The organism is Acinetobacter sp. ANC 4910, assembly GCF_004331035.1.
In the GTDB taxonomy this organism is placed as follows: domain Bacteria; phylum Pseudomonadota; class Gammaproteobacteria; order Pseudomonadales; family Moraxellaceae; genus Acinetobacter.
The window spans coordinates 47,409-65,325 of sequence record NZ_SJNT01000012.1; the positions used below are offsets into that span (position 1 = coordinate 47,409).

Below are 17,917 nucleotides of genomic sequence, written 5' to 3' on the forward strand. Positions count from 1 at the left end.
GTCGGTTGAATATCACCGACCTTTATTTATTGCTTGTTTCGAGCCTCTATTTGAAGCATCGAGATTGCTCAAGTTTCCACGCTAAATTTTGCTGTACGGCGGGCCATTCATTTTTCAAAATACTGTATACATAGGTATCACGTAAAATATCATCCTGTACTATTTGATGGCTTCTTAACACGCCATCTAATTTCGCCCCTAAGCGTTCAATTGCAGCACGACTTTTCAAATTAAAAGACGATGTTCTGAACTCAACGGCAATACAGTTTAATATTTCAAATGCATGCGTAAGCAGTAATTGCTTTGCCTCTGTGTTTACATAACTCCGCTGCACAGATTGTCTATACCATGTTGAACCAATTTCAACACGACGATGTTCAGCAACCACGTTCATATAGCTGGTCATACCAAGGATCTGACCACTAGACTGTTCAATCACCACAAAAGGCAACATACTTTCCATCTGCTGCAACTCAAGTCGTCTTTTTATCTCGCTATGCATAAGTTCAGGTTTAGGAATAAAGGTATACCAAAGTTTCCAGAGTTCACCATCACACACCGCTTCTCTCAGTGCTAACTCATGCTCTAAACCTAAGGGTACCAATTTAATGTTTTTACCCACTAGGGTGACTGGCTTTAACCACGGCATGTTTCATCTTCCTTTTTAGATTTAATTTTTGGACGCTGCCACTTGGTACATTGCTTCGCTTATCTCCTGCTTGCTTGTATCAGATAATGCCTTGGCGACACCAACTATATCTCGATGCTCTTTGTTCTGCCCCAATTTGGATTTGCCCTGAATTTTAGTAATTTCGATCTCTATCCCCACAATGGCTTTCAACATCGTCTCGATATAACTTTTTGGCGCATCCGACATTTTCCATGGTTCAGCGTGCATGGCTTCATGGGTACGCGTTAAACGTGCCACCACTCCACGTACATAACGCTCATCATCACGTATTTTGACCTTGCCATAGGCATGAATCACTCGATAATTCCAAGTGGGTACTTGTTGATGATGTTCATGTTTACTCGGATACCATTGTGGCGAAATATAGGCATCACCTGCTCGAAACACCACCAACACTTCATCACCATCTTGAACATCTTGCCAAACTGGATTTTTCCTTGCTACATGTGCATGCAGTACACCCAATTCGGTAGCCTCGGCATCAAGTTCAAAAGGCAGATGATTCGCATCTAAACCACTTTGTCCATGGGTAAGCAAAATTCCTAAAGGATATTGTTGTATGAGTTCATGCAGGACATCTATTTGTGTTTCTTCAAATTCTGCGGGGATATACATGTTCTAAGCTCCTATTATTTTCCAAATCTTAATCTGTCTTACATATTGTAAATTTTCAGTTTTAATTGGATTATAAAAAAGAACCAGTTTCTTTAAATTTTAGTAGACCAGAATTATGGCAAGAATGACAAAAGTAATAGATCTTCCATCCATGACAAAACTGAACAAGGCGAATGGACAGATCAGCACTCAACTCATTCACATTTTTCGAGCAGCCGTTCAACAGGGTGATTTACAATCTGGTGATGCCTTACCCTCTTCCCGTGAGCTAGCACAAACATTAAATGTTGCCCGAGGTACCGTGATTGAAGCTTATGAGCAACTGATCGCAGAAGGTGTATTTGAATCTCATGCCCGAAAAGGGACTTTTATTTCACAAACTTTAAACCATTCGACTACAGCGACTTTAAAAAGAGAAAAACAAGAAACCGACATCCCGCTTACAGCAGCCGCACAAGCATTTTCTGAAATACTCAAAGAATTTAAACCCTTACCGCATCGACCTTTTGCTATTTCTGTACCCACAGGTCGTACCCAACCGAATGACATGTGGCGGAAATATGGAAATCAATACCGTGCTCGGGGCATTGCAGCACCTTCAGGTTATGATGATCCGCAAGGTATATTTTCTTTACGCATTGCTATTGCCGACTATGTTCGACGCTCGCGTTCTGTACATTGTGACCCTGAACAAATTGTGATTACTAGCGGAATCCAACAAGCTCTTTATATTTGCAGTCAAATTTTATTCAATGCAAATGATGATGTTTGGGTTGAAGATCCTGCTTATCGTGGGACTACAGCCATACTTGAGCATTCATTACATCATTTAAAAATCATACGTGTACCTGTTGATGAAGAAGGCATTCAAGTCAATATAGGTAAATCTGTTGCAGAAAATGCTCGTGCCGCATTTGTCACCCCTTCGCATCAATACCCCATCGGCATGCCCATGAGCCTAGCGAGACGAACTGCATTACTCGCATGGGCAAAACAGCAGAATGCTTGGATTATTGAAGATGATTACGACAGTGAACTTCGCTACAGTGGCCAACCGTTTCCTGCACTACAAGGCATGGCATCGGATCAAGTTATATATTTAGGTACGTTCAGCAAAGTCCTGTTTCCATCATTACGTTTAGGTTATGCCATTCTGCCAAAAAAACTGGTTGCCCCGTTTTGTGGGCTAAGAGCATTGATTGACCGCCATCCACCTTCAGCCGATCAACACGTATTGGCTGCCTTTATTCAAGAAGGTCATTTAGAACGCCATATTCGACGTATACGGAAAGTTTATGCTGAAAATCGCCTGCAATTAATCGATATGATAGAACGCTATATTCCAAAACACCTTGGTTTTTTACAGTCAGGCGATCAAGGTATGCATATGTTGCTATGGTTAGCCGATCATTTAGATGACCGCGCTATTGCCCAATCAGCACTTGATTCAGGAATATCCATTAAAGCCATTTCACCCACTTATTCAAATCAAACCAAACGTTCTGGACTTATTCTTGGATTGGGAGACTTTGATATTCACCAAATGGAGCAAGCTGTAACTCAGCTAGCAAAAATCATTCAACACCATGACACCTTAAGAAACTGAAAATTGATTCTATTAAATAAAATCACAGCTCGAGCACTATAGGCATTCTTAAATCAAAGTTTCACTCATTGAAAATGAAATCATGGCTCTATTTACACCTCTAAAATGTACTTAAATTTAGCGAATCTTTTTATAGCGAACCATGTTAGCCAGTGGTTTGAGTACAATGCAAAGTTGAAGCTCTACGGAATATCTAGTGAAATACAATCATTCATAGATACTCCGTAATGCCATAATTAGAAACTATAATTTCTATCATTACCTAGTTTTAAAAATTGCGCTTCCATATCATTAAATGCGTCAGTAAAGCCATCCAATGAAATTTTATTCTCAATAAGTTGTTTTTTATTATTCTGGAATCGTGTAAAAGCATAATTTCCACCTTTGAATTGTTTAATCAGTTCGGAACCATTTCTAAATAATCCTTCACGTTCTTGGAGGATTTCTTTGTTATCTATATGAATAAAAGCGGGATTATCCTTTAAATGCTTTTCACCAATATTGACAATATATTGATGATTAACATGCAAAATAGAAATAGGACCTTTACTCATCACACAGGCTTTCATGTCTTCAAATACTTTGTATTGACATTTTATTTTCCAGCTAGCACGCCCGAGCAATTTACTCTCGGTTAAGTCAATTTCGGCATTATTGTTTGATTTGGTATTAACTTTTAAAATTAAATTAGAAATTTGATCTTCAGATGCATAGGTATTGTTTGTAATAACGGGAGTTAGGATAAAAAAGGATAAAAAAAAATTTTACGCATAATGAAATCCCCAGTATTTTAAAAAAGCTATAATAATCAACATTTTTTTGATATCTATTGCTTAATGTATCATTTTTAAAAAATAAGCGTGTTTTTTTACAAATTCTTTGAAATCTGTTGATTATTACTCATTTTTTTACTCAAACTACTCTCAAGTTGTAGAAGAATGCAAACTCTACTCGTTAATTCGTATAACCATTAAAATCTTAGTAGAGACCGAACTACAAAAAAATTTAGACCAATACAAACATCATATTTAAAGTCAGTTCATGATTCACCGAGCACCACAAAGTGAAGGACAATCTTTCAAAATTAAGAAGCAACATTGAACTCAGATGGATAGCCAATATTTATTACACAAGTTTCTAACTGCTGTCAAAAAGTCGAATACTTACCCAGATTTGAAGAGTCTATAAATTCCTATTTTCTACTAAGTTCGAGCGCTTTCGATATTCATATACAAGAAAGCTGGCAAGTCTGCACAGTAACTTATGGGTCATACCACAGAAAAATGCCTGAAGTTTATGCATCTAGGCATGAAATTTCAGGCAATGATGTTGAGATTGGAATTGCACTCCATTTACAGATGTGATGTAAGTTATATCTGTAAAATAACAGCTTAAATCATTGTTTTATATGACTTATTAAAACCCTATTTTTCTATAAAATTGGCATGTAAATAGGGTCAAAAATTAATAAATTTCATTGATATATGCTTATTTCACGCATATAAATAACAAATATCAATAAAAGCAATTGTTAGTTATCCCCATTTTTGCCTAAAATACTGCATGAGTAATTAAAACCATATTTTTAGGTAGCTGTCGCCATGACCTTTGTTGTCACTGAAAACTGTATTAAATGTAAATATCAAGACTGTGTAGAAGTTTGCCCTGTTGACTGTTTCTACGAAGGTCCTAACTTCTTGGTGATTAACCCGGACGAATGTATTGACTGTGCACTGTGCGAACCAGAATGCCCTGCAAATGCAATTTTCTCTGAAGATGAGTTGCCAGAAGGTCAAGAAGTATTTATCGAACTGAATGCAGAACTTGCACAAAAATGGCCAAACATTACTCAAATTGGTGACCAACCTGCTGACCGTGAAGAATGGAATGGTAAAGCAGACAAGTTACAATATCTTGAAAAATAAGCCATTAAAAAAAGATCAGCAGTTGCTGATCTTTTTTTATACCAAAAACACACATTTGATTGCAAAATTTCCAAATTTACATAACCCTTTTCGATTAAAATAAGCAGTTATATTTCTAAGCATTTGATTTTCATACATGAAGCATTTTTTCAAGGGTGTGCTCGGTTTGAGTATAATCCCTTTGGTTATGATCGGATGTAGTTCATCTCCTTATAAATCTGGGCAAGGCACACCTCATGGAAAACGTATTTTTATTCCGCAAGAACGTGTAATTATCGAACGCCCAATTCCTCCTAAAATTATTCCGTATACCTACAACAGTTGGGTTGCTGCCAGTGATAACTTACGACGCGTACGTGAATATGAAGTTTTCCTAGAAAAAAATAGCGTTGGTAATATTATTCCAACTTTTGAGTTATTACGTACTGCCCGCGACTGGCAAAAATGTGGACGCTCTCAATACATGATTCCGACACGTGAATTATGGGCGAATCAGGTGCCGACATTAAAAGTTTTTAAATATCTTGTAGCATCCAAAGTATTAACCGACTTTGAAGTCACGTCTGTTTACCGCGACTTAACGCTCAACCAATGTGCGGGTGGTGCAAGCTCTTCACGCCATTTGTTTAATTCAGCCATCGATTTCCGTATTGGCCCTGAATATCCTCAACCAGAAGATTACGCTTTTATTGAAAATACCAAATTTAAGCTGTGTCAGTTCTGGGAACAATACGGTCAAAGTCTTAATATGGGCTTAGGCTTGTATGCTTCTGGACAAATTCATATTGATACTCAAGGCTACCGTACTTGGGGTCCAGATTTAAGTCGCTCCTCATCCATGTGTAATTATTAACACGCATTCCATGACAGAGGTCTAAACACCTCTGTTTTTTATTTTCAGTGATTAATATTCAGAGAGAATTGAACTCTGTCTAGAAATGTTTAAAATGCACTGATTCGATATTTAGGCGCTAAGATTATGCAAGAAATGTGGTCAGAGATTGATAATTTTATCGATACACATTTAATTCCTGAAGACCCAATTCTGTTACAAACCCTTGAAAACACAGCTCAAAAAGGTTTCCCTGATCATCTAGCTGTCGCTCCGAATCAAGGCATGCTGTTACAAATGCTCATTCAAATGAATCAATGTAAACGTGTTCTTGAACTTGGCACTTTTGCTGCATACAGCACCATGTGGTTGGCCCGTGCACTGCCTAAAGATGGTTATATTCTTACCATTGAAGGACGTGATACGCATGCCGCACTGGGTCAAGAAAATATAGACCGCGCCAATTTACCACAAACTGTTGAACTGAAAGTCGGACGTGCAGCAGACGTACTTAAAGCCCTACCCGCCGATTTTGAACCTTTTGATTTTATTTTTATTGATGCCGACAAACAAAGCTATCCTGAATACTTGGAACTCAGTTTAGACTTGTCTCACTCAGGTACAATTATTGTGTTAGATAATGTGATTCGTGCTGGTGATATCGTGAATCCTGACAATCACAAGCCGAGTATTGAAGGTATTCGGGAAACTTTTGCACGCTTGCAAAACCATCCAAGATTATTGTCTTCTACAGCACTACAGACGGTCGGCAGTAAAGGACATGATGGTTTTGCAATTGCAATTGTAAAATAGCGAACAAAGCACAAAAAACACTCTATTGTATTTTTATTTTAAAATACAATTATTTATAAACATTGTCCATATAGTTATCCACATATAATGCGGATAACTATAAATCGGCGTAATCCATTCTAAATTCTTTATTTTGCAACCAAGAGTGGAACTGTTGAATTTCTGAATATTGTGGTGGTAATACTTCCCAAAAAGAATTGGTGAATTTTACTGTGGCTAAATGCCCCCATAACCACTAATTTAATATCATGTTCTCGCTGATATTCCAAGATGTTTTCTGAAACATCGCCATAACGGTATTCTACAACGACATCTAAACCCGCATCTCTTAAGAACTGTGAGGGTTCATTTAAAATTTCAGGATGATCTCCGACATAAAGCAAATGGCATTGTAATAGCCGCAGTAAATCACTCTGTGCAATTCGGTGCATCATCTTGATACAGGTCGGTGAATATTCATAGGCAAAAATAAACCGTGTAGGTGGAACAAATTTTTCACCCACTGTCAGTACCGTACTGTTAACACCACGAATAAAGTTTTCAACATTGCCACCAATCGGTTTGTTACGCTCAGCAGAGCGCTCGCCCACCCGACCAATAACTGCAATATCATCTTCTTTGAGCACATGAAAACTTTGTTCTAGAAAGTCACCTTTCTCCTGAATATGCGTTGCATCTAGGCCATACTTTTCTTTCACCATCTCAGAAATATGATTGAGCAGGTTATTGCTATAATCGAGGGCTAATTGACTTTGTTTTTGTTCAAGTTCTGCCAGCTCTTTCAGTAACATTGCATTACTTTCAAAACCGATTACCCCGCTGATTTCACCTAAATGGTAACTGGCGGGATAGTAATCTAGCACTTGTAATAACACGAGTTCGCGTTGTGTTTGCTTTGCAATCCAAGCCGCTGCTTCTGCGACAGCATTGATGCAGGGAGAAGAATCTATACACGCTATTACCCGTTTCATTGTTCGCCTCTCAATTAGTCTCTGGGGACTATAGGTCTATTTGTTGTCTCTAAACTTAGCACATCTATTCATGAGTTGGCATCTTTTGTGTAACCGAGAGTGATGAAAAATATACAATTATTCTATTCACGGTAACGAATAAAGCGTGCCGGGTTACCTGCCACAATTTCTTTTTCACCCACATCTTTGGTGACCATACTTTGCATTCCAACAATAGCATGATCTCCTATTTTCACCCCATCCTTGACACCCACATGTGCACCTAACCAGACATCGCGCCCAATTTCAATTCCTTGTGAACGTACAGGTTGCTGGTAAATAGGTTGGTCTAGTTGCATACCATGATCAAAAGCATAAAGATGACTATAAGCTGCTATACGTACCTGATCATGCAATTTAATCCCGACCCGCCCACCATCCAAAATACAATGGTGATTGATTGCGACTTCATTACCAATGTCGAGTGGTCCATGCAAAGTACAATCCGCTGCAATAAAGCAATTGTCTCCAATTTTGATGGTACGCCCACGCTCCGCAAAAATATGCGCCAATGGCGAAATAAAACAGTTCTTGCCAATCTCAACTGTTTCCATTTCTCTTAAATATTGTTGATATTCATTTTGCCATTGCTCTGCCCATGCGCGATGCTTCGGCTTTAAAGTCCAGTAGAGCCAAGGCATATAATTGAGTCGGTGTTTATGCTGTTCACGATATTTAAGTAAAGGATCTTGTTCAGTCATGCTGATCTTCCACTAACTTCAGTTGTTCACGACCGCGAGTCACATCCCGAATTTTGTCTGCTAATTCTGAAATTTGATGAACTTGCAACTGTAACTCGACAACAACACCATCTGCTGTATATTGCTCTTGAAAGTCAATTCCCTGATGTTGCATTTCATATTGAAAGATCGACCACTCCGAAAACTGACAACTAAAATGTGCCATTTTCTTTTCGATTAATTCAATTTTCTCTGCTAGAAGTAGACATTGCCCTGCACTGCCACCATAAGCACGCACTAAACCGCCTGTACCCAATTTTACCCCACCATACCAACGGTTCACGAGCACCAGTACATTCGTAAGCTCATTCCCTTCTATGGTTGCCAGTATAGGGCGCCCAGCCGTGCCAGAGGGCTCACCATCATCATTAAACCGAACCTGATGTCCAATTTTCCATGCCCAACATTGATGGGTCGTGGTGATATCTTTGTTTTCTTCGAGAAAACTTTTTACCGCAGCCTCATTTTCCACTGGAACTGCAATGGCTTGAAAATGACTTTTCTTTATTTCTTCTTGATAACTGACTTGGGCTGCAATAGTGAAAGGCATATTCAAAAATAACTAACAGGAATAGAATAATTGTAACGTGTTTCAATCAGTAACTTAAACCAATGCGAATAAAAAACCCCCATAGTTATGGAGGTTAGTTTTGAAATACATCTATGTCTGGTATTTTAGACGGTAAAATCTTCGCCCAAATATACCTGACGAACTGTTTCATTTTCTAAAATTTCTTGTGGTGTCCCTTCAGCAATGACGGCCCCCTCACTGACAATATACGCACGCTCACAAATCGCCAATGTTTCACGCACGTTATGATCCGTAATTAACACTCCAATGCCACGATCTTTGAGGGTACGGATAATGTCTTTAATGTCATTTACAGAAATTGGATCGACCCCTGCAAATGGTTCATCTAACAGCATAAATTTAGGATCTGCGGCTAAAGCACGTGCGATTTCAGCACGACGGCGCTCACCACCCGAAACGCTCATACCCAATGAGTCTTTAATATGAGTAATTTTAAAATCTGCCAATAACTCAGTCAAACGCTGTTGACGTTGCTGCTTACTGAGATCTTTACGGGTTTCTAAAATTGCCATAATATTTTCAGAAATCGTCAATTTTCTAAAAATAGAGGCTTCTTGCGGTAAATAACCAATTCCTTTGCGCGCACGTTCATGCATCGCTAGGTCAGACATATCTAGATCATCCAGATGAATCTCACCTTTGTCCATGCGAACGAGTCCAACCACCATATAGAAACTGGTCGTTTTACCGGCTCCATTCGGACCTAGTAAACCAACAATTTGTCCACTATGCATACTAAAAGAAACGTCTTTTACCACCCAACGCTTACTATAGTTTTTTGCAAGATGTTTAATACAAAGTTTTTGTGTCGCAGTCTCAACCTGATCCATTAATCACGCGCTCCTGGGAAGGATTTAGCACTTGAAGGTGGAATCACAATTTGCACACGACCAGACGATGAACCCGTGCTGTTCGGTGTTCCTGTAGCTTCAATATCGCCTTTATTCATACTATATTTTAAAGTATTACCGCGGATACTTGCACCATTTTGCTCCAGCATTGCACCGCCTGACATGGTAATAATACCTGTGTCAGCGTTATAAACAATTTTCTGCGCTTGACCTTTTGCTAAGCCTTTATTGGCATCTAATTGCTGCTGAAAACGTGCAGGCCCACCTGTTGCGGTGATTGTACTGATCTCTTTTTTCTGATTCAGATTGGCAACAATCGAGTTAGCCTGTAACCGCATGGTGCCTTGTTCAATAATTACATTACCAGAGTACGTTGTTACCCCTGTTTTTTCATTAAAAGTCGCACGGTCTGCCACCAAAGAAATTGGCTGATTACGATCCGAAGGAATTGCAAAAGCAGAAGATGCTGCAATAATTCCGATACTAAGTACAACTGCTTTTTTAAGGAAAGCTTTATAAGCTTGAAACTTAAGATTTTGGTTCATACTTTCCTCGAATATTAAAAAATTCGTATTGACCATCATTTAAATTGGCTTTCAATCCCTGACTGACAAACTCTGCTTGTGGAGATTGCACAGTCACTTGACGGTTTGTTTCTATTACACGGGTTTGCGGAAATGCCGTCAGCTCATCAGTTAAAAACTGCATTTTCCCCTGCCCTTGATCTAACAACTTGGTAGCAACAACCTGTTGAGACAAAACAACTTTTTTATTGTCTTCATAACCGTTGGCTTGCTTCGCAAAAAAAGTCGCATTTACAGCGCCATCTTTGTACATTGAAGCATTCAAGTTCTCGAGTTTAGTGGTTTGCTTTTGCATATCCTGTTCAAGTCGATCAATTTGAGCACGAATATATAAATTCCCAGCATCATCGGTTTGGGTTAGATTAATTTTTTCTGCGGAATAGGTCATACTCCGTGCAGATTCACTTTCTAATTTATTCCCTTTACCACTGTAATAGTAATAACCACCACTTACAGCAGCAATTGCAATCGCCGTGATATATAAAACTTTGGTATCCATAAGTGTGGTTCTTCACTAAAAACAATTATGTACGTATATAAGCATTAATGCGGGATTGTAATAAATTTTTCAAGTAGCTCTTGGTAAGTCCCTTTCGCCATAAGTAGCATGTCACAAACTTCACGTACTGCACCACGACCACCCATCGCTTGTGTGACCAAATCAGCGCGACGACGCACTTCAACATGACCATTCGGCACCGTTACTTTCATCCCTGCAATAGAAAAAGCTGAAAGATCAGGCCAGTCATCACCCATATATAAACAATCATCTGGTGAAAGGTTGAGTTGAGCACACGCTTCACGCAAAGCCACACCTTTATCTTCACGCCCTTGAAAAACCAAGTCTACGCCTAAATCTGACATACGCTTTTCAACGATATTACTTTTACGGCCTGTAATAATAATCACTTTCACGCCAGACTTTTGTACCAGTTTCATGCCTAAACCATCACGAATATCAAAGGATTTAATTTCATCCCCTGTATTGGTTAAAGTCACAAAACCATCACTTAAAATACCATCGACATCTAATACGAGCGCTTGAATATGACGTGCTTGTTCTAATAAAACATAAGATGCCATGGATTAATTTACCCCTGCTTGAATTAAGTCATGCATGCTAATCACACCAATGACTTTATTGGCATCATCCACAACTACAAATTGATTGATTTTTTTGTCGCGTAATTTTTCTAAAGCTTTTACCGCACGTGCTTCTTGAGAAATGGTCGCAGGGTTTTGAATCATTACTTCTGAAACTGGCAAGTTCACATCAAAACCTTGCTGCTTATCGATTAAACGGCGTAAATCACCATCTGTGAAAATTCCCAATAAACGATCTTCGCTATCTACAACCGTAGTTAAACCCAAACGCTTATTTGAAATTTCATATAGAACTTTATTCATTGGGGTTTCAGGTGCAACTTTCGGCAGATCTGCGCCCGTGTGCATTAGGTGTTTTACATGTAATAACAAACGCTTACCTAAAGCTCCAGCAGGGTGCGAACGTGCGAAATCATCCGCAGTAAAACCACGTGCTTCTAATAAAGCCACCGCCAATGCATCACCCAAAGCCAAAGTGGCAGTGGTACTTGAAGTTGGTGCAAGACCTAATGGACAAGCTTCTTGAATATTGCCTAAAGTAAGTGCCACATCGGCATTTTGTGGCATTGGGCCAGTATCATCAGCACTAATGGTAATTAAGGGAACTTCCAAGTGCTTAATTAACGGCATCAACATCATAATTTCATCACTCTTACCCGAGTTTGAAATTGCAATGAGTACATCACCACGAACTAACATGCCTAAATCGCCATGTCCTGCTTCGCCAGGATGCATGAAGAATGAAGGTGTCCCTGTAGAAGCAAATGTAGCCGCCATTTTACGACCAATATGCCCTGATTTACCCATGCCTGTTACCACTAAGCGCCCTTTGCACTGTAAGATAATTTCACAGGCATAACTGAAACGCTCATCTATTTGCGTTGCTAATACACCTAAAGCTTGTTCTTCAATGCGCAAAGTTTCTAATGCGGCTTTCTGAAAATCGATTGGATTCGGCATGGCTTGTAAATTCAACGTTGGCAACCTTAAACTCGATAAGAGTTGATTTCAGGGCAATTCATCATTATTTAAATAATGATCAACCCCAGTCTCAAGTAAAAAATAATTTTCGCAATTTTATCATATCTATGCAAATGCAACGTTTCTAAATGTATAACTTTTCACTTGCTTATAAAAATAACGTATAAAACTTTGTGAATCATGGACCTTACGTTATGATGAGAAATCTTTTTGTTATCGCAATATGTAAGCCCTATGCAGCCTTTTGTTCTTTACAATTCAGAGCAACGTAAAAAAGTAGAATTTGTACCACGTAAAGAAGGTCATATCGATATGTATGTCTGCGGCATGACCGTATACGACTACTGTCATATCGGACACGCACGTGTGATGGTTGCATTCGACTATATTATTCGTTTTTTACGCAGTCAGGGCTGGAACGTCAAATACGTTCGTAACATTACCGATATTGATGACAAAATTATTAAACGTGCCAATGAAAATGGCGAAACGATTACTGCACTCACTGATCGCTTTATTCAAGCCATGAATGAAGACGCGGAAAATTTAGGCTGCTTACACCCTGATGAAGCACCCCGCGCGACAGAATATATTGACCAAATGCAAAGCATGATTGGCAATTTGGTCAACAAAGGTACTGCCTACCCTGCAAGCAATGGCGATGTATATTTCCAAGTAGAAAAATTTGCCAAATATGGTCGCCTTTCCGGTCGCAAACTGGAAGATATGCAAGCAGGTGCATCGGACCGCGTTGATGTGGAAGTTGAGAAAAAACATCCTTTCGACTTCGTACTCTGGAAACATGCCAAAGAAAATGAGCCTGCTTGGGCTTCGCCTTGGGGTAATGGCCGTCCAGGTTGGCATATTGAATGTTCTGCAATGTCGACGTGCTGCCTAGGTAACCATTTTGACATTCATGGTGGTGGTTCAGACCTCATGTTCCCACATCATGAAAATGAAATTGCACAAAGTGAAGCATCTACAGATGAACAATATGTGAATTATTGGATGCATGTGGGCTTTATTAATGTTGATGGCGAAAAAATGTCTAAATCATTAGGCAATTTCTTTACCATTCGCGATGTAATGGATAAATTCCATCCTGAAGTAATTCGTTACTTTATTGTGTCTTCACACTATCGTAGTCCAGTGAACTTCTCGGATGTTGCGTTAAAAGAAGCCAAAACTACATTAAGCCGCTTCTATCATTCATTTAAAGCCTATCAACAACTCTATGGCACGAATATCGTTGAACAATTAGATGACAACCTAGTTGAACGTTTTAATGCTGCAATGCGTGATGACTTCAATACCGCTGAAGCAATTGCCGTGTTGTTTGAAATTAACAAAGAGCTGAACCGTTCAGTTAAAGAAGAACATGCTGAACATGCTGCGATTTACTATTCCACTTTACGCCATTTGACCAATATTCTTGGCATAGTACAGCATGATGTTGAAGACTTTTTAAAATCTGATATTGGGCAAGAAGTTCTGGGTTTATCTGAAGCAGACATTGAAGACCTTATTCAGCAACGCCAAGATGCAAAGAAAGCTAAGGATTTCGCAAAAGCCGATGGCATTCGTCAGTCATTACTGGATCAGGGTGTGGTTTTGGAAGATACACGTCAAGGTACGGTTTGGAGACGCGCTGATTAATTCAGCAGTTGCATGCGTAGAGAGTTGACAGTCAAATTAAACTCTCTATAATGCACATCCATATTGCGGGAATAGCTCAGTTGGTAGAGCACAACCTTGCCAAGGTTGGGGTCGCGAGTTCGAGTCTCGTTTCCCGCTCCAAAATTAAAAAGGCGCTTATCCAAAAGATAAGCGCCTTTTTTTATTGATTTTATATAAGTTTATTTTTATAAAAATTTCTTATCTTCAAAAAGAAAACATGACAAAACTGTACTTTTAGAAATTCAGCATCAAAATACGACCAACACTATTCACACTCATCGAAAGCCATATTTAAGTACATCACAAAGTACGAAAACTATAATGCACAAAGCCCAAATCAAATAGCCATTTCAAATTAAGCGTTTTCAGCGCTATTCAATCCCATTGACTTCGCATCCTTTTCTCAATGGACAAGGTTCACCACCTAGCAAATTTTCAAGCATGTTTTGCATATGTTGCAATTGCATTATCTTCTCCTGAATCATGCCCAACTTTTCTTGCAAAATTGTATTAAATTGCGCGGCAGGAATCTCATTCTCACCAACAATATCAATAATTTGCTTTATTTCCGTAAGTGTAAAGCCAAGGTTTTTAGCGGTCAGGATCAATTTTAATTGTTGTAGTGTCTGTTCAGGATAATCCTTGTAGCCATTATTGCGTACCAATGGCTGAATCAATGCCATCTTTTCATAAAAACGAATAGTATCGCGACTCAGATTCATCTGTTGTGATAGTTCCCCGATTAGCATACAAGGCTTCCTTTTATATTTCTAAAAATTCTTGACCGTTGACTATACTCCACAGTTTAGCTTAAGCAATAACAATTAAACGAGTTTAATTTTATGCTTAAACCATCTCAAACTGCGCTTGTGGTCGGTGCAACCGGATTTATCGGAAAATTCCTTATCGCACAGCTACTTCGCGATAATGCAAGAGTATTTGCTATCTGCCGCAATGTCGATGAACAATCACTTCAGATACGTGATTGGCTGGCACAACAAAATATCGATTATCAACAGCTTAGTTTTCTTCAGGGCGATATTACTCAGCCCGATTTGGGGCTATCGCTTGAAGATTGGAAAACGTTGAAAGAGGTGAATTACCTATACAATACGAGTGCATTATTCAAATGGCATCTGTCTATGCAGCAAGCTCAAGCGGTCAATGTCGATGGACTAACCAATCTGCTACACAGCGTGAACAAGCATTGCCATTTAGAACGTGCGGTTCACTTGTCAGGCTTTATGTTGACGCTAGATCAGCATTTACAGGCAGTAGGCATATACCGAGAACATATCGAAAAAACTGACTGGCCAAAAATCTATGACACATTAGGTGCCTATGAAGCCTCAAAGATTCAAGGACATTTTAACTGGATTAAACAGACAGACCTATTAAATATACCTTGGACAATCATCCACCCAGCGACCGTCATTGGAGATGAAATAACAGGTGAAATTCCATCATCTCAACCCATTACTGCTCTAATTCAACAACTTCAACAAAAAAAAATGAATGCCCTTCCTGGCACATCAGAGCATTCACTCCCTTTAGTATCGGTCACAATGTTAGTGAATGCTATGTTGCATGCAAGTAAAGACCCTCACACACTTAAACAAGAAATTCTAGTCGCCAATCCCAAGCAGATACCCTTTCAGATACTAGTAAAGATCATTGCTCAGTCGTTACAGATTAATCCTCCGCGCCATTTTATTTCCATCTCTTTTCTAAAATGGATTTTGAAGTGGCGATGGTTAGCAAACAAACTAGATATGTCCCCAGAAATGTTAAATTTTCTCAGAATTGAGCAGCTTGATCTAAGTACATTCAATCAGCTAAATCAACAATGGAAAATCCCACCAACCGAGCTGAAAGAAACGATGCAAAAGACTGTGGAATGGGTTACTCACTGAAATGAATGTAATCGTTTAGCATGAAGCTCTTGCTATCTTTTAACTGCGACATAACCTTTATAAAAATCTAATCCACCGTGCATTTTTAAAATAGAATGCACGGCAATAATCAGCTAAACATCCATTGGTAGCATGTTGACCGCTTACTACTCCTTCATGCTAACCATCTGGGAAGAAATGAATGCGTCTATCGATGAAACGCTTATTCCGTACCCTGCATTTCCATACGCTCTAATGCTGCGCTATACAAACTATTTTTAGGTTTAGCAAAAATGTTACGCACCATAGGCTCAAAAAAATCAAGCGGAAGGATTTCGCCCTTAGGGTCAAATGCAGGATTGTCGTATAAATCGACAAATTCTCGCGTACGTTCATAGTGCTGATGCTCTGCAAACATATCCCGCATGTTTCGATCCATACCGATATAATGGAAAAAGTTATTTCCCTGAAAAACACCATGATTTTGAATCATCCAATGGTTGGCTTCATCCACAAAAGGCTTCAGAATTGCAGCAGCGACTTCAGGGTGATTAAAAGAACCCAACGTATCACCTATGTCATGTAACAATGCACAGACAACATATTCTTCATCACGACCATCACGATAAGCTAAAGTCGCGGTTTGTAAGCAATGGCTCAGTCGATCTATCGGGAAACCTGCATAATCACCATCTAATAGCTTGAGATGCGCGATAATACGGTCAGGCAACTCTTTACTAAAAGGTCGGAATTCTGCTGCAATAATATCCCAATCTTCTTGGGTGCTTTGATCCATCCGTGTAAAACTCGCATTTTTGCTCATGATTAGTTTTCCTTACTCAATCTTTATTTTTAAATACCACAGCGAAACAAAAGAATTTCCCAGATCAAGCCTTCGCTTTATCTATGCACACTGTTGACAACAACCTATCAGTCTCATACATTCTCGTCTAATGCATTATTTATAGGAAACTTATGCATTGAGAGCATCAATTAATTTAAAACAATTACGACATTTAGAATTACTTGCCGAAGAGCTTAATTTTTCGAGGGCTGCCGAACGCGCAAATCTTTCACAAACAGCGTTTAGTCGTAGTATTCAAGCACTTGAAACTGAATTTGGTTTACGTTTATTCGATAGAGATACTCGCTCTGTACGACCAACCCCAGCAGGTCAATATTTAATAGCGAAAGCACTTACCTTGCTTAGCAGAGCTCGGGACTTAGCCGATGATATCTACTACCTTTCCCATGCTGAATGTGGTGAGTTAAACTTTGGTACGAGCTTACTGGCGATTGATGGGCCGCTCAGCAGCGCGCTGATGGATCTAAAACAACAGTCTCCACAGGTAAAACTACATATAGAAGTCAGCCAAACGCCTAACTTACAAACGCACTTAGAACAGGAAAAGATTGAGTTTTTTGTTGCTTACCCAGGCGAACTTCAAGAGGATGAACGCTTCGAGCTTACTTGGCTCCCCTCTGAACCAGTGTCAATGTACTGTAGACCTGAACACCCTTTATTACAGCAAAACACTCCCCCACGACCCACACAAATTCCAACTTATCCTTGGTCAGCTGTAGCTATGGATAAATCTCTCTCACCACGTCTACGTTCCATACTTGGTATGAAGCCCAATCAAGCACTTCCGATTGGACTCACTTGTGATAATTTGCAATTACTCCATGACCTTACATTACATAGTGACAATATTCTGTTTACGTGGAAATCATGGTTAGATAGCAAAAGTGAACTCGTGAATCTTGGAGCTCTACTTCAGCCCCAGTTACCTACAATAGCAATGAATATCGAGTGCTCTATTGTGCAATTGGCCGACCGCTCACTCTCACCGTCCGCGCAGCGTTTAGTTGACTTAATTTTGATGCATGCAAACATACAGTGAGCTCTAAAGAAATAGTCGGAAAATGACTATCTTGAGCTAATAGCCTAACAACTAAATGAAAACATCCCTCTACACGAGTAGAGGGATGTTTCAACTTATC

General features: G+C 39.3%; 20 protein-coding genes and 1 tRNA gene. 8 read left to right on the forward strand and 13 right to left on the reverse strand.

Features of this window, described 5'->3' with window-relative positions; genetic code table 11:
* Positions 1-46: 46 nt before the first annotated feature.
* Together E0H82_RS12965 and E0H82_RS12970 are read right to left on the reverse strand one after the other, a co-directional pair.
* The gene (locus E0H82_RS12965) at positions 47-649 is read right to left on the reverse strand and encodes a GNAT family N-acetyltransferase (RefSeq protein ID WP_131265176.1); all 603 of its coding nucleotides are present in this window, start codon (positions 647-649) and stop codon (positions 47-49) included.
* Between the two features lie 21 nt (positions 650-670).
* Positions 671-1,306, reverse strand: coding sequence for an FMN-binding negative transcriptional regulator (locus tag E0H82_RS12970; RefSeq protein WP_131265177.1), 636 nt, complete (start codon positions 1,304-1,306; stop codon positions 671-673).
* 115 nt (positions 1,307-1,421) lie between these two features.
* Here E0H82_RS12970 and E0H82_RS12975 point away from each other — a divergent pair, with 115 nt between their 5' ends.
* Positions 1,422-2,912 (forward strand): PLP-dependent aminotransferase family protein, encoded by a 1,491-nt coding sequence (locus tag E0H82_RS12975; protein WP_131265178.1) that lies wholly within the window; start codon positions 1,422-1,424, stop codon positions 2,910-2,912.
* A 236-nt stretch (positions 2,913-3,148) separates the two neighbouring features.
* On the opposite strand, the gene E0H82_RS12980 is transcribed toward E0H82_RS12975, so the two are convergent.
* Positions 3,149-3,466: an invasion associated locus B family protein gene (locus E0H82_RS12980; protein ID WP_228258662.1), complete on the reverse strand. Its 318-nt coding sequence runs from the start codon at positions 3,464-3,466 to the stop codon at positions 3,149-3,151.
* Between the two features lie 1,047 nt (positions 3,467-4,513).
* Here E0H82_RS12980 and fdxA point away from each other — a divergent pair.
* From fdxA to E0H82_RS12995, 3 genes are all read left to right on the forward strand, one after another.
* Entirely contained in the window at positions 4,514-4,837 is a 324-nt protein-coding gene (gene fdxA / locus E0H82_RS12985) for a ferredoxin FdxA (RefSeq protein ID WP_004938070.1), read from the forward strand.
* A gap of 136 nt (positions 4,838-4,973) precedes the next feature.
* A complete protein-coding gene (locus E0H82_RS12990; RefSeq protein ID WP_131265179.1) occupies positions 4,974-5,690 on the forward strand; it encodes a D-Ala-D-Ala carboxypeptidase family metallohydrolase in 717 nt (238 codons plus the stop codon).
* A 126-nt stretch (positions 5,691-5,816) separates the two neighbouring features.
* Positions 5,817-6,482, forward strand: coding sequence for an O-methyltransferase (locus E0H82_RS12995; protein ID WP_131265180.1), 666 nt, complete (start codon positions 5,817-5,819; stop codon positions 6,480-6,482).
* Between the two features lie 128 nt (positions 6,483-6,610).
* On the opposite strand, the gene E0H82_RS13000 is transcribed toward E0H82_RS12995, so the two are convergent.
* The 8 genes from E0H82_RS13000 to E0H82_RS13035 form a co-directional block, all read right to left on the reverse strand.
* Positions 6,611-7,453, reverse strand: a complete 843-nt coding sequence (locus E0H82_RS13000) for a universal stress protein (protein ID WP_131265181.1) — start codon at positions 7,451-7,453, stop codon at positions 6,611-6,613.
* 122 nt (positions 7,454-7,575) lie between these two features.
* Positions 7,576-8,193 carry a DapH/DapD/GlmU-related protein gene (locus tag E0H82_RS13005; RefSeq protein WP_131265182.1) on the reverse strand — a complete coding sequence of 206 codons (618 nt, stop codon included), beginning with the start codon at positions 8,191-8,193 and terminating at the stop codon, positions 7,576-7,578.
* Complete coding sequence (locus E0H82_RS13010; protein WP_131265183.1) at positions 8,186-8,782, reverse strand: IMPACT family protein; 597 nt, start codon at positions 8,780-8,782, stop codon at positions 8,186-8,188. Before E0H82_RS13010 ends, E0H82_RS13005 begins: the two co-directional genes overlap by 8 nt.
* Before the next feature lie 125 nt (positions 8,783-8,907).
* Positions 8,908-9,654, reverse strand: a complete 747-nt coding sequence (gene lptB, locus E0H82_RS13015) for an LPS export ABC transporter ATP-binding protein (protein ID WP_131265184.1) — start codon at positions 9,652-9,654, stop codon at positions 8,908-8,910.
* Positions 9,654-10,220: a lipopolysaccharide transport periplasmic protein LptA gene (gene lptA / locus E0H82_RS13020; RefSeq protein WP_131265185.1), complete on the reverse strand. Its 567-nt coding sequence runs from the start codon at positions 10,218-10,220 to the stop codon at positions 9,654-9,656. Before lptA ends, lptB begins: the two co-directional genes overlap by 1 nt.
* Positions 10,204-10,758, reverse strand: coding sequence for an LPS export ABC transporter periplasmic protein LptC (gene lptC / locus E0H82_RS13025; RefSeq protein WP_131265186.1), 555 nt, complete (start codon positions 10,756-10,758; stop codon positions 10,204-10,206). The genes lptA and lptC overlap by 17 nt, the downstream gene beginning before the upstream one ends.
* A gap of 44 nt (positions 10,759-10,802) precedes the next feature.
* Positions 10,803-11,342 carry a KdsC family phosphatase gene (locus E0H82_RS13030; protein WP_131265187.1) on the reverse strand — a complete coding sequence of 180 codons (540 nt, stop codon included), beginning with the start codon at positions 11,340-11,342 and terminating at the stop codon, positions 10,803-10,805.
* A 3-nt stretch (positions 11,343-11,345) separates the two neighbouring features.
* Complete coding sequence (locus E0H82_RS13035) at positions 11,346-12,323, reverse strand: KpsF/GutQ family sugar-phosphate isomerase (RefSeq protein WP_131265221.1); 978 nt, start codon at positions 12,321-12,323, stop codon at positions 11,346-11,348.
* 255 nt (positions 12,324-12,578) lie between these two features.
* On the opposite strand from E0H82_RS13035, the gene cysS reads away from it, so the two are divergent.
* Complete coding sequence (gene cysS, locus E0H82_RS13040) at positions 12,579-14,000, forward strand: cysteine--tRNA ligase (protein ID WP_131265188.1); 1,422 nt, start codon at positions 12,579-12,581, stop codon at positions 13,998-14,000.
* Positions 14,001-14,065: 65 nt separating this feature from the next.
* A tRNA-Gly gene (locus E0H82_RS13045) sits at positions 14,066-14,141 on the forward strand.
* A 251-nt stretch (positions 14,142-14,392) separates the two neighbouring features.
* Here the strand turns inward: E0H82_RS13045 and E0H82_RS13050 are convergent.
* Positions 14,393-14,770 (reverse strand): MerR family DNA-binding protein, encoded by a 378-nt coding sequence (locus E0H82_RS13050; RefSeq protein ID WP_131265189.1) that lies wholly within the window; start codon positions 14,768-14,770, stop codon positions 14,393-14,395.
* A gap of 93 nt (positions 14,771-14,863) precedes the next feature.
* On the opposite strand from E0H82_RS13050, the gene E0H82_RS13055 reads away from it, so the two are divergent.
* A complete protein-coding gene (locus E0H82_RS13055) occupies positions 14,864-15,934 on the forward strand; it encodes an SDR family oxidoreductase (protein WP_131265190.1) in 1,071 nt (356 codons plus the stop codon).
* 202 nt (positions 15,935-16,136) lie between these two features.
* Here the strand turns inward: E0H82_RS13055 and E0H82_RS13060 are convergent, their stop codons facing one another.
* The gene (locus E0H82_RS13060; RefSeq protein ID WP_131265191.1) at positions 16,137-16,736 is read right to left on the reverse strand and encodes an HD domain-containing protein; all 600 of its coding nucleotides are present in this window, start codon (positions 16,734-16,736) and stop codon (positions 16,137-16,139) included.
* A 157-nt stretch (positions 16,737-16,893) separates the two neighbouring features.
* Here E0H82_RS13060 and E0H82_RS13065 point away from each other — a divergent pair, with 157 nt between their 5' ends.
* The gene (locus tag E0H82_RS13065) at positions 16,894-17,817 is read left to right on the forward strand and encodes a LysR family transcriptional regulator (protein WP_131265192.1); all 924 of its coding nucleotides are present in this window, start codon (positions 16,894-16,896) and stop codon (positions 17,815-17,817) included.
* The last annotated feature ends 100 nt before the right edge of the window (positions 17,818-17,917 follow it).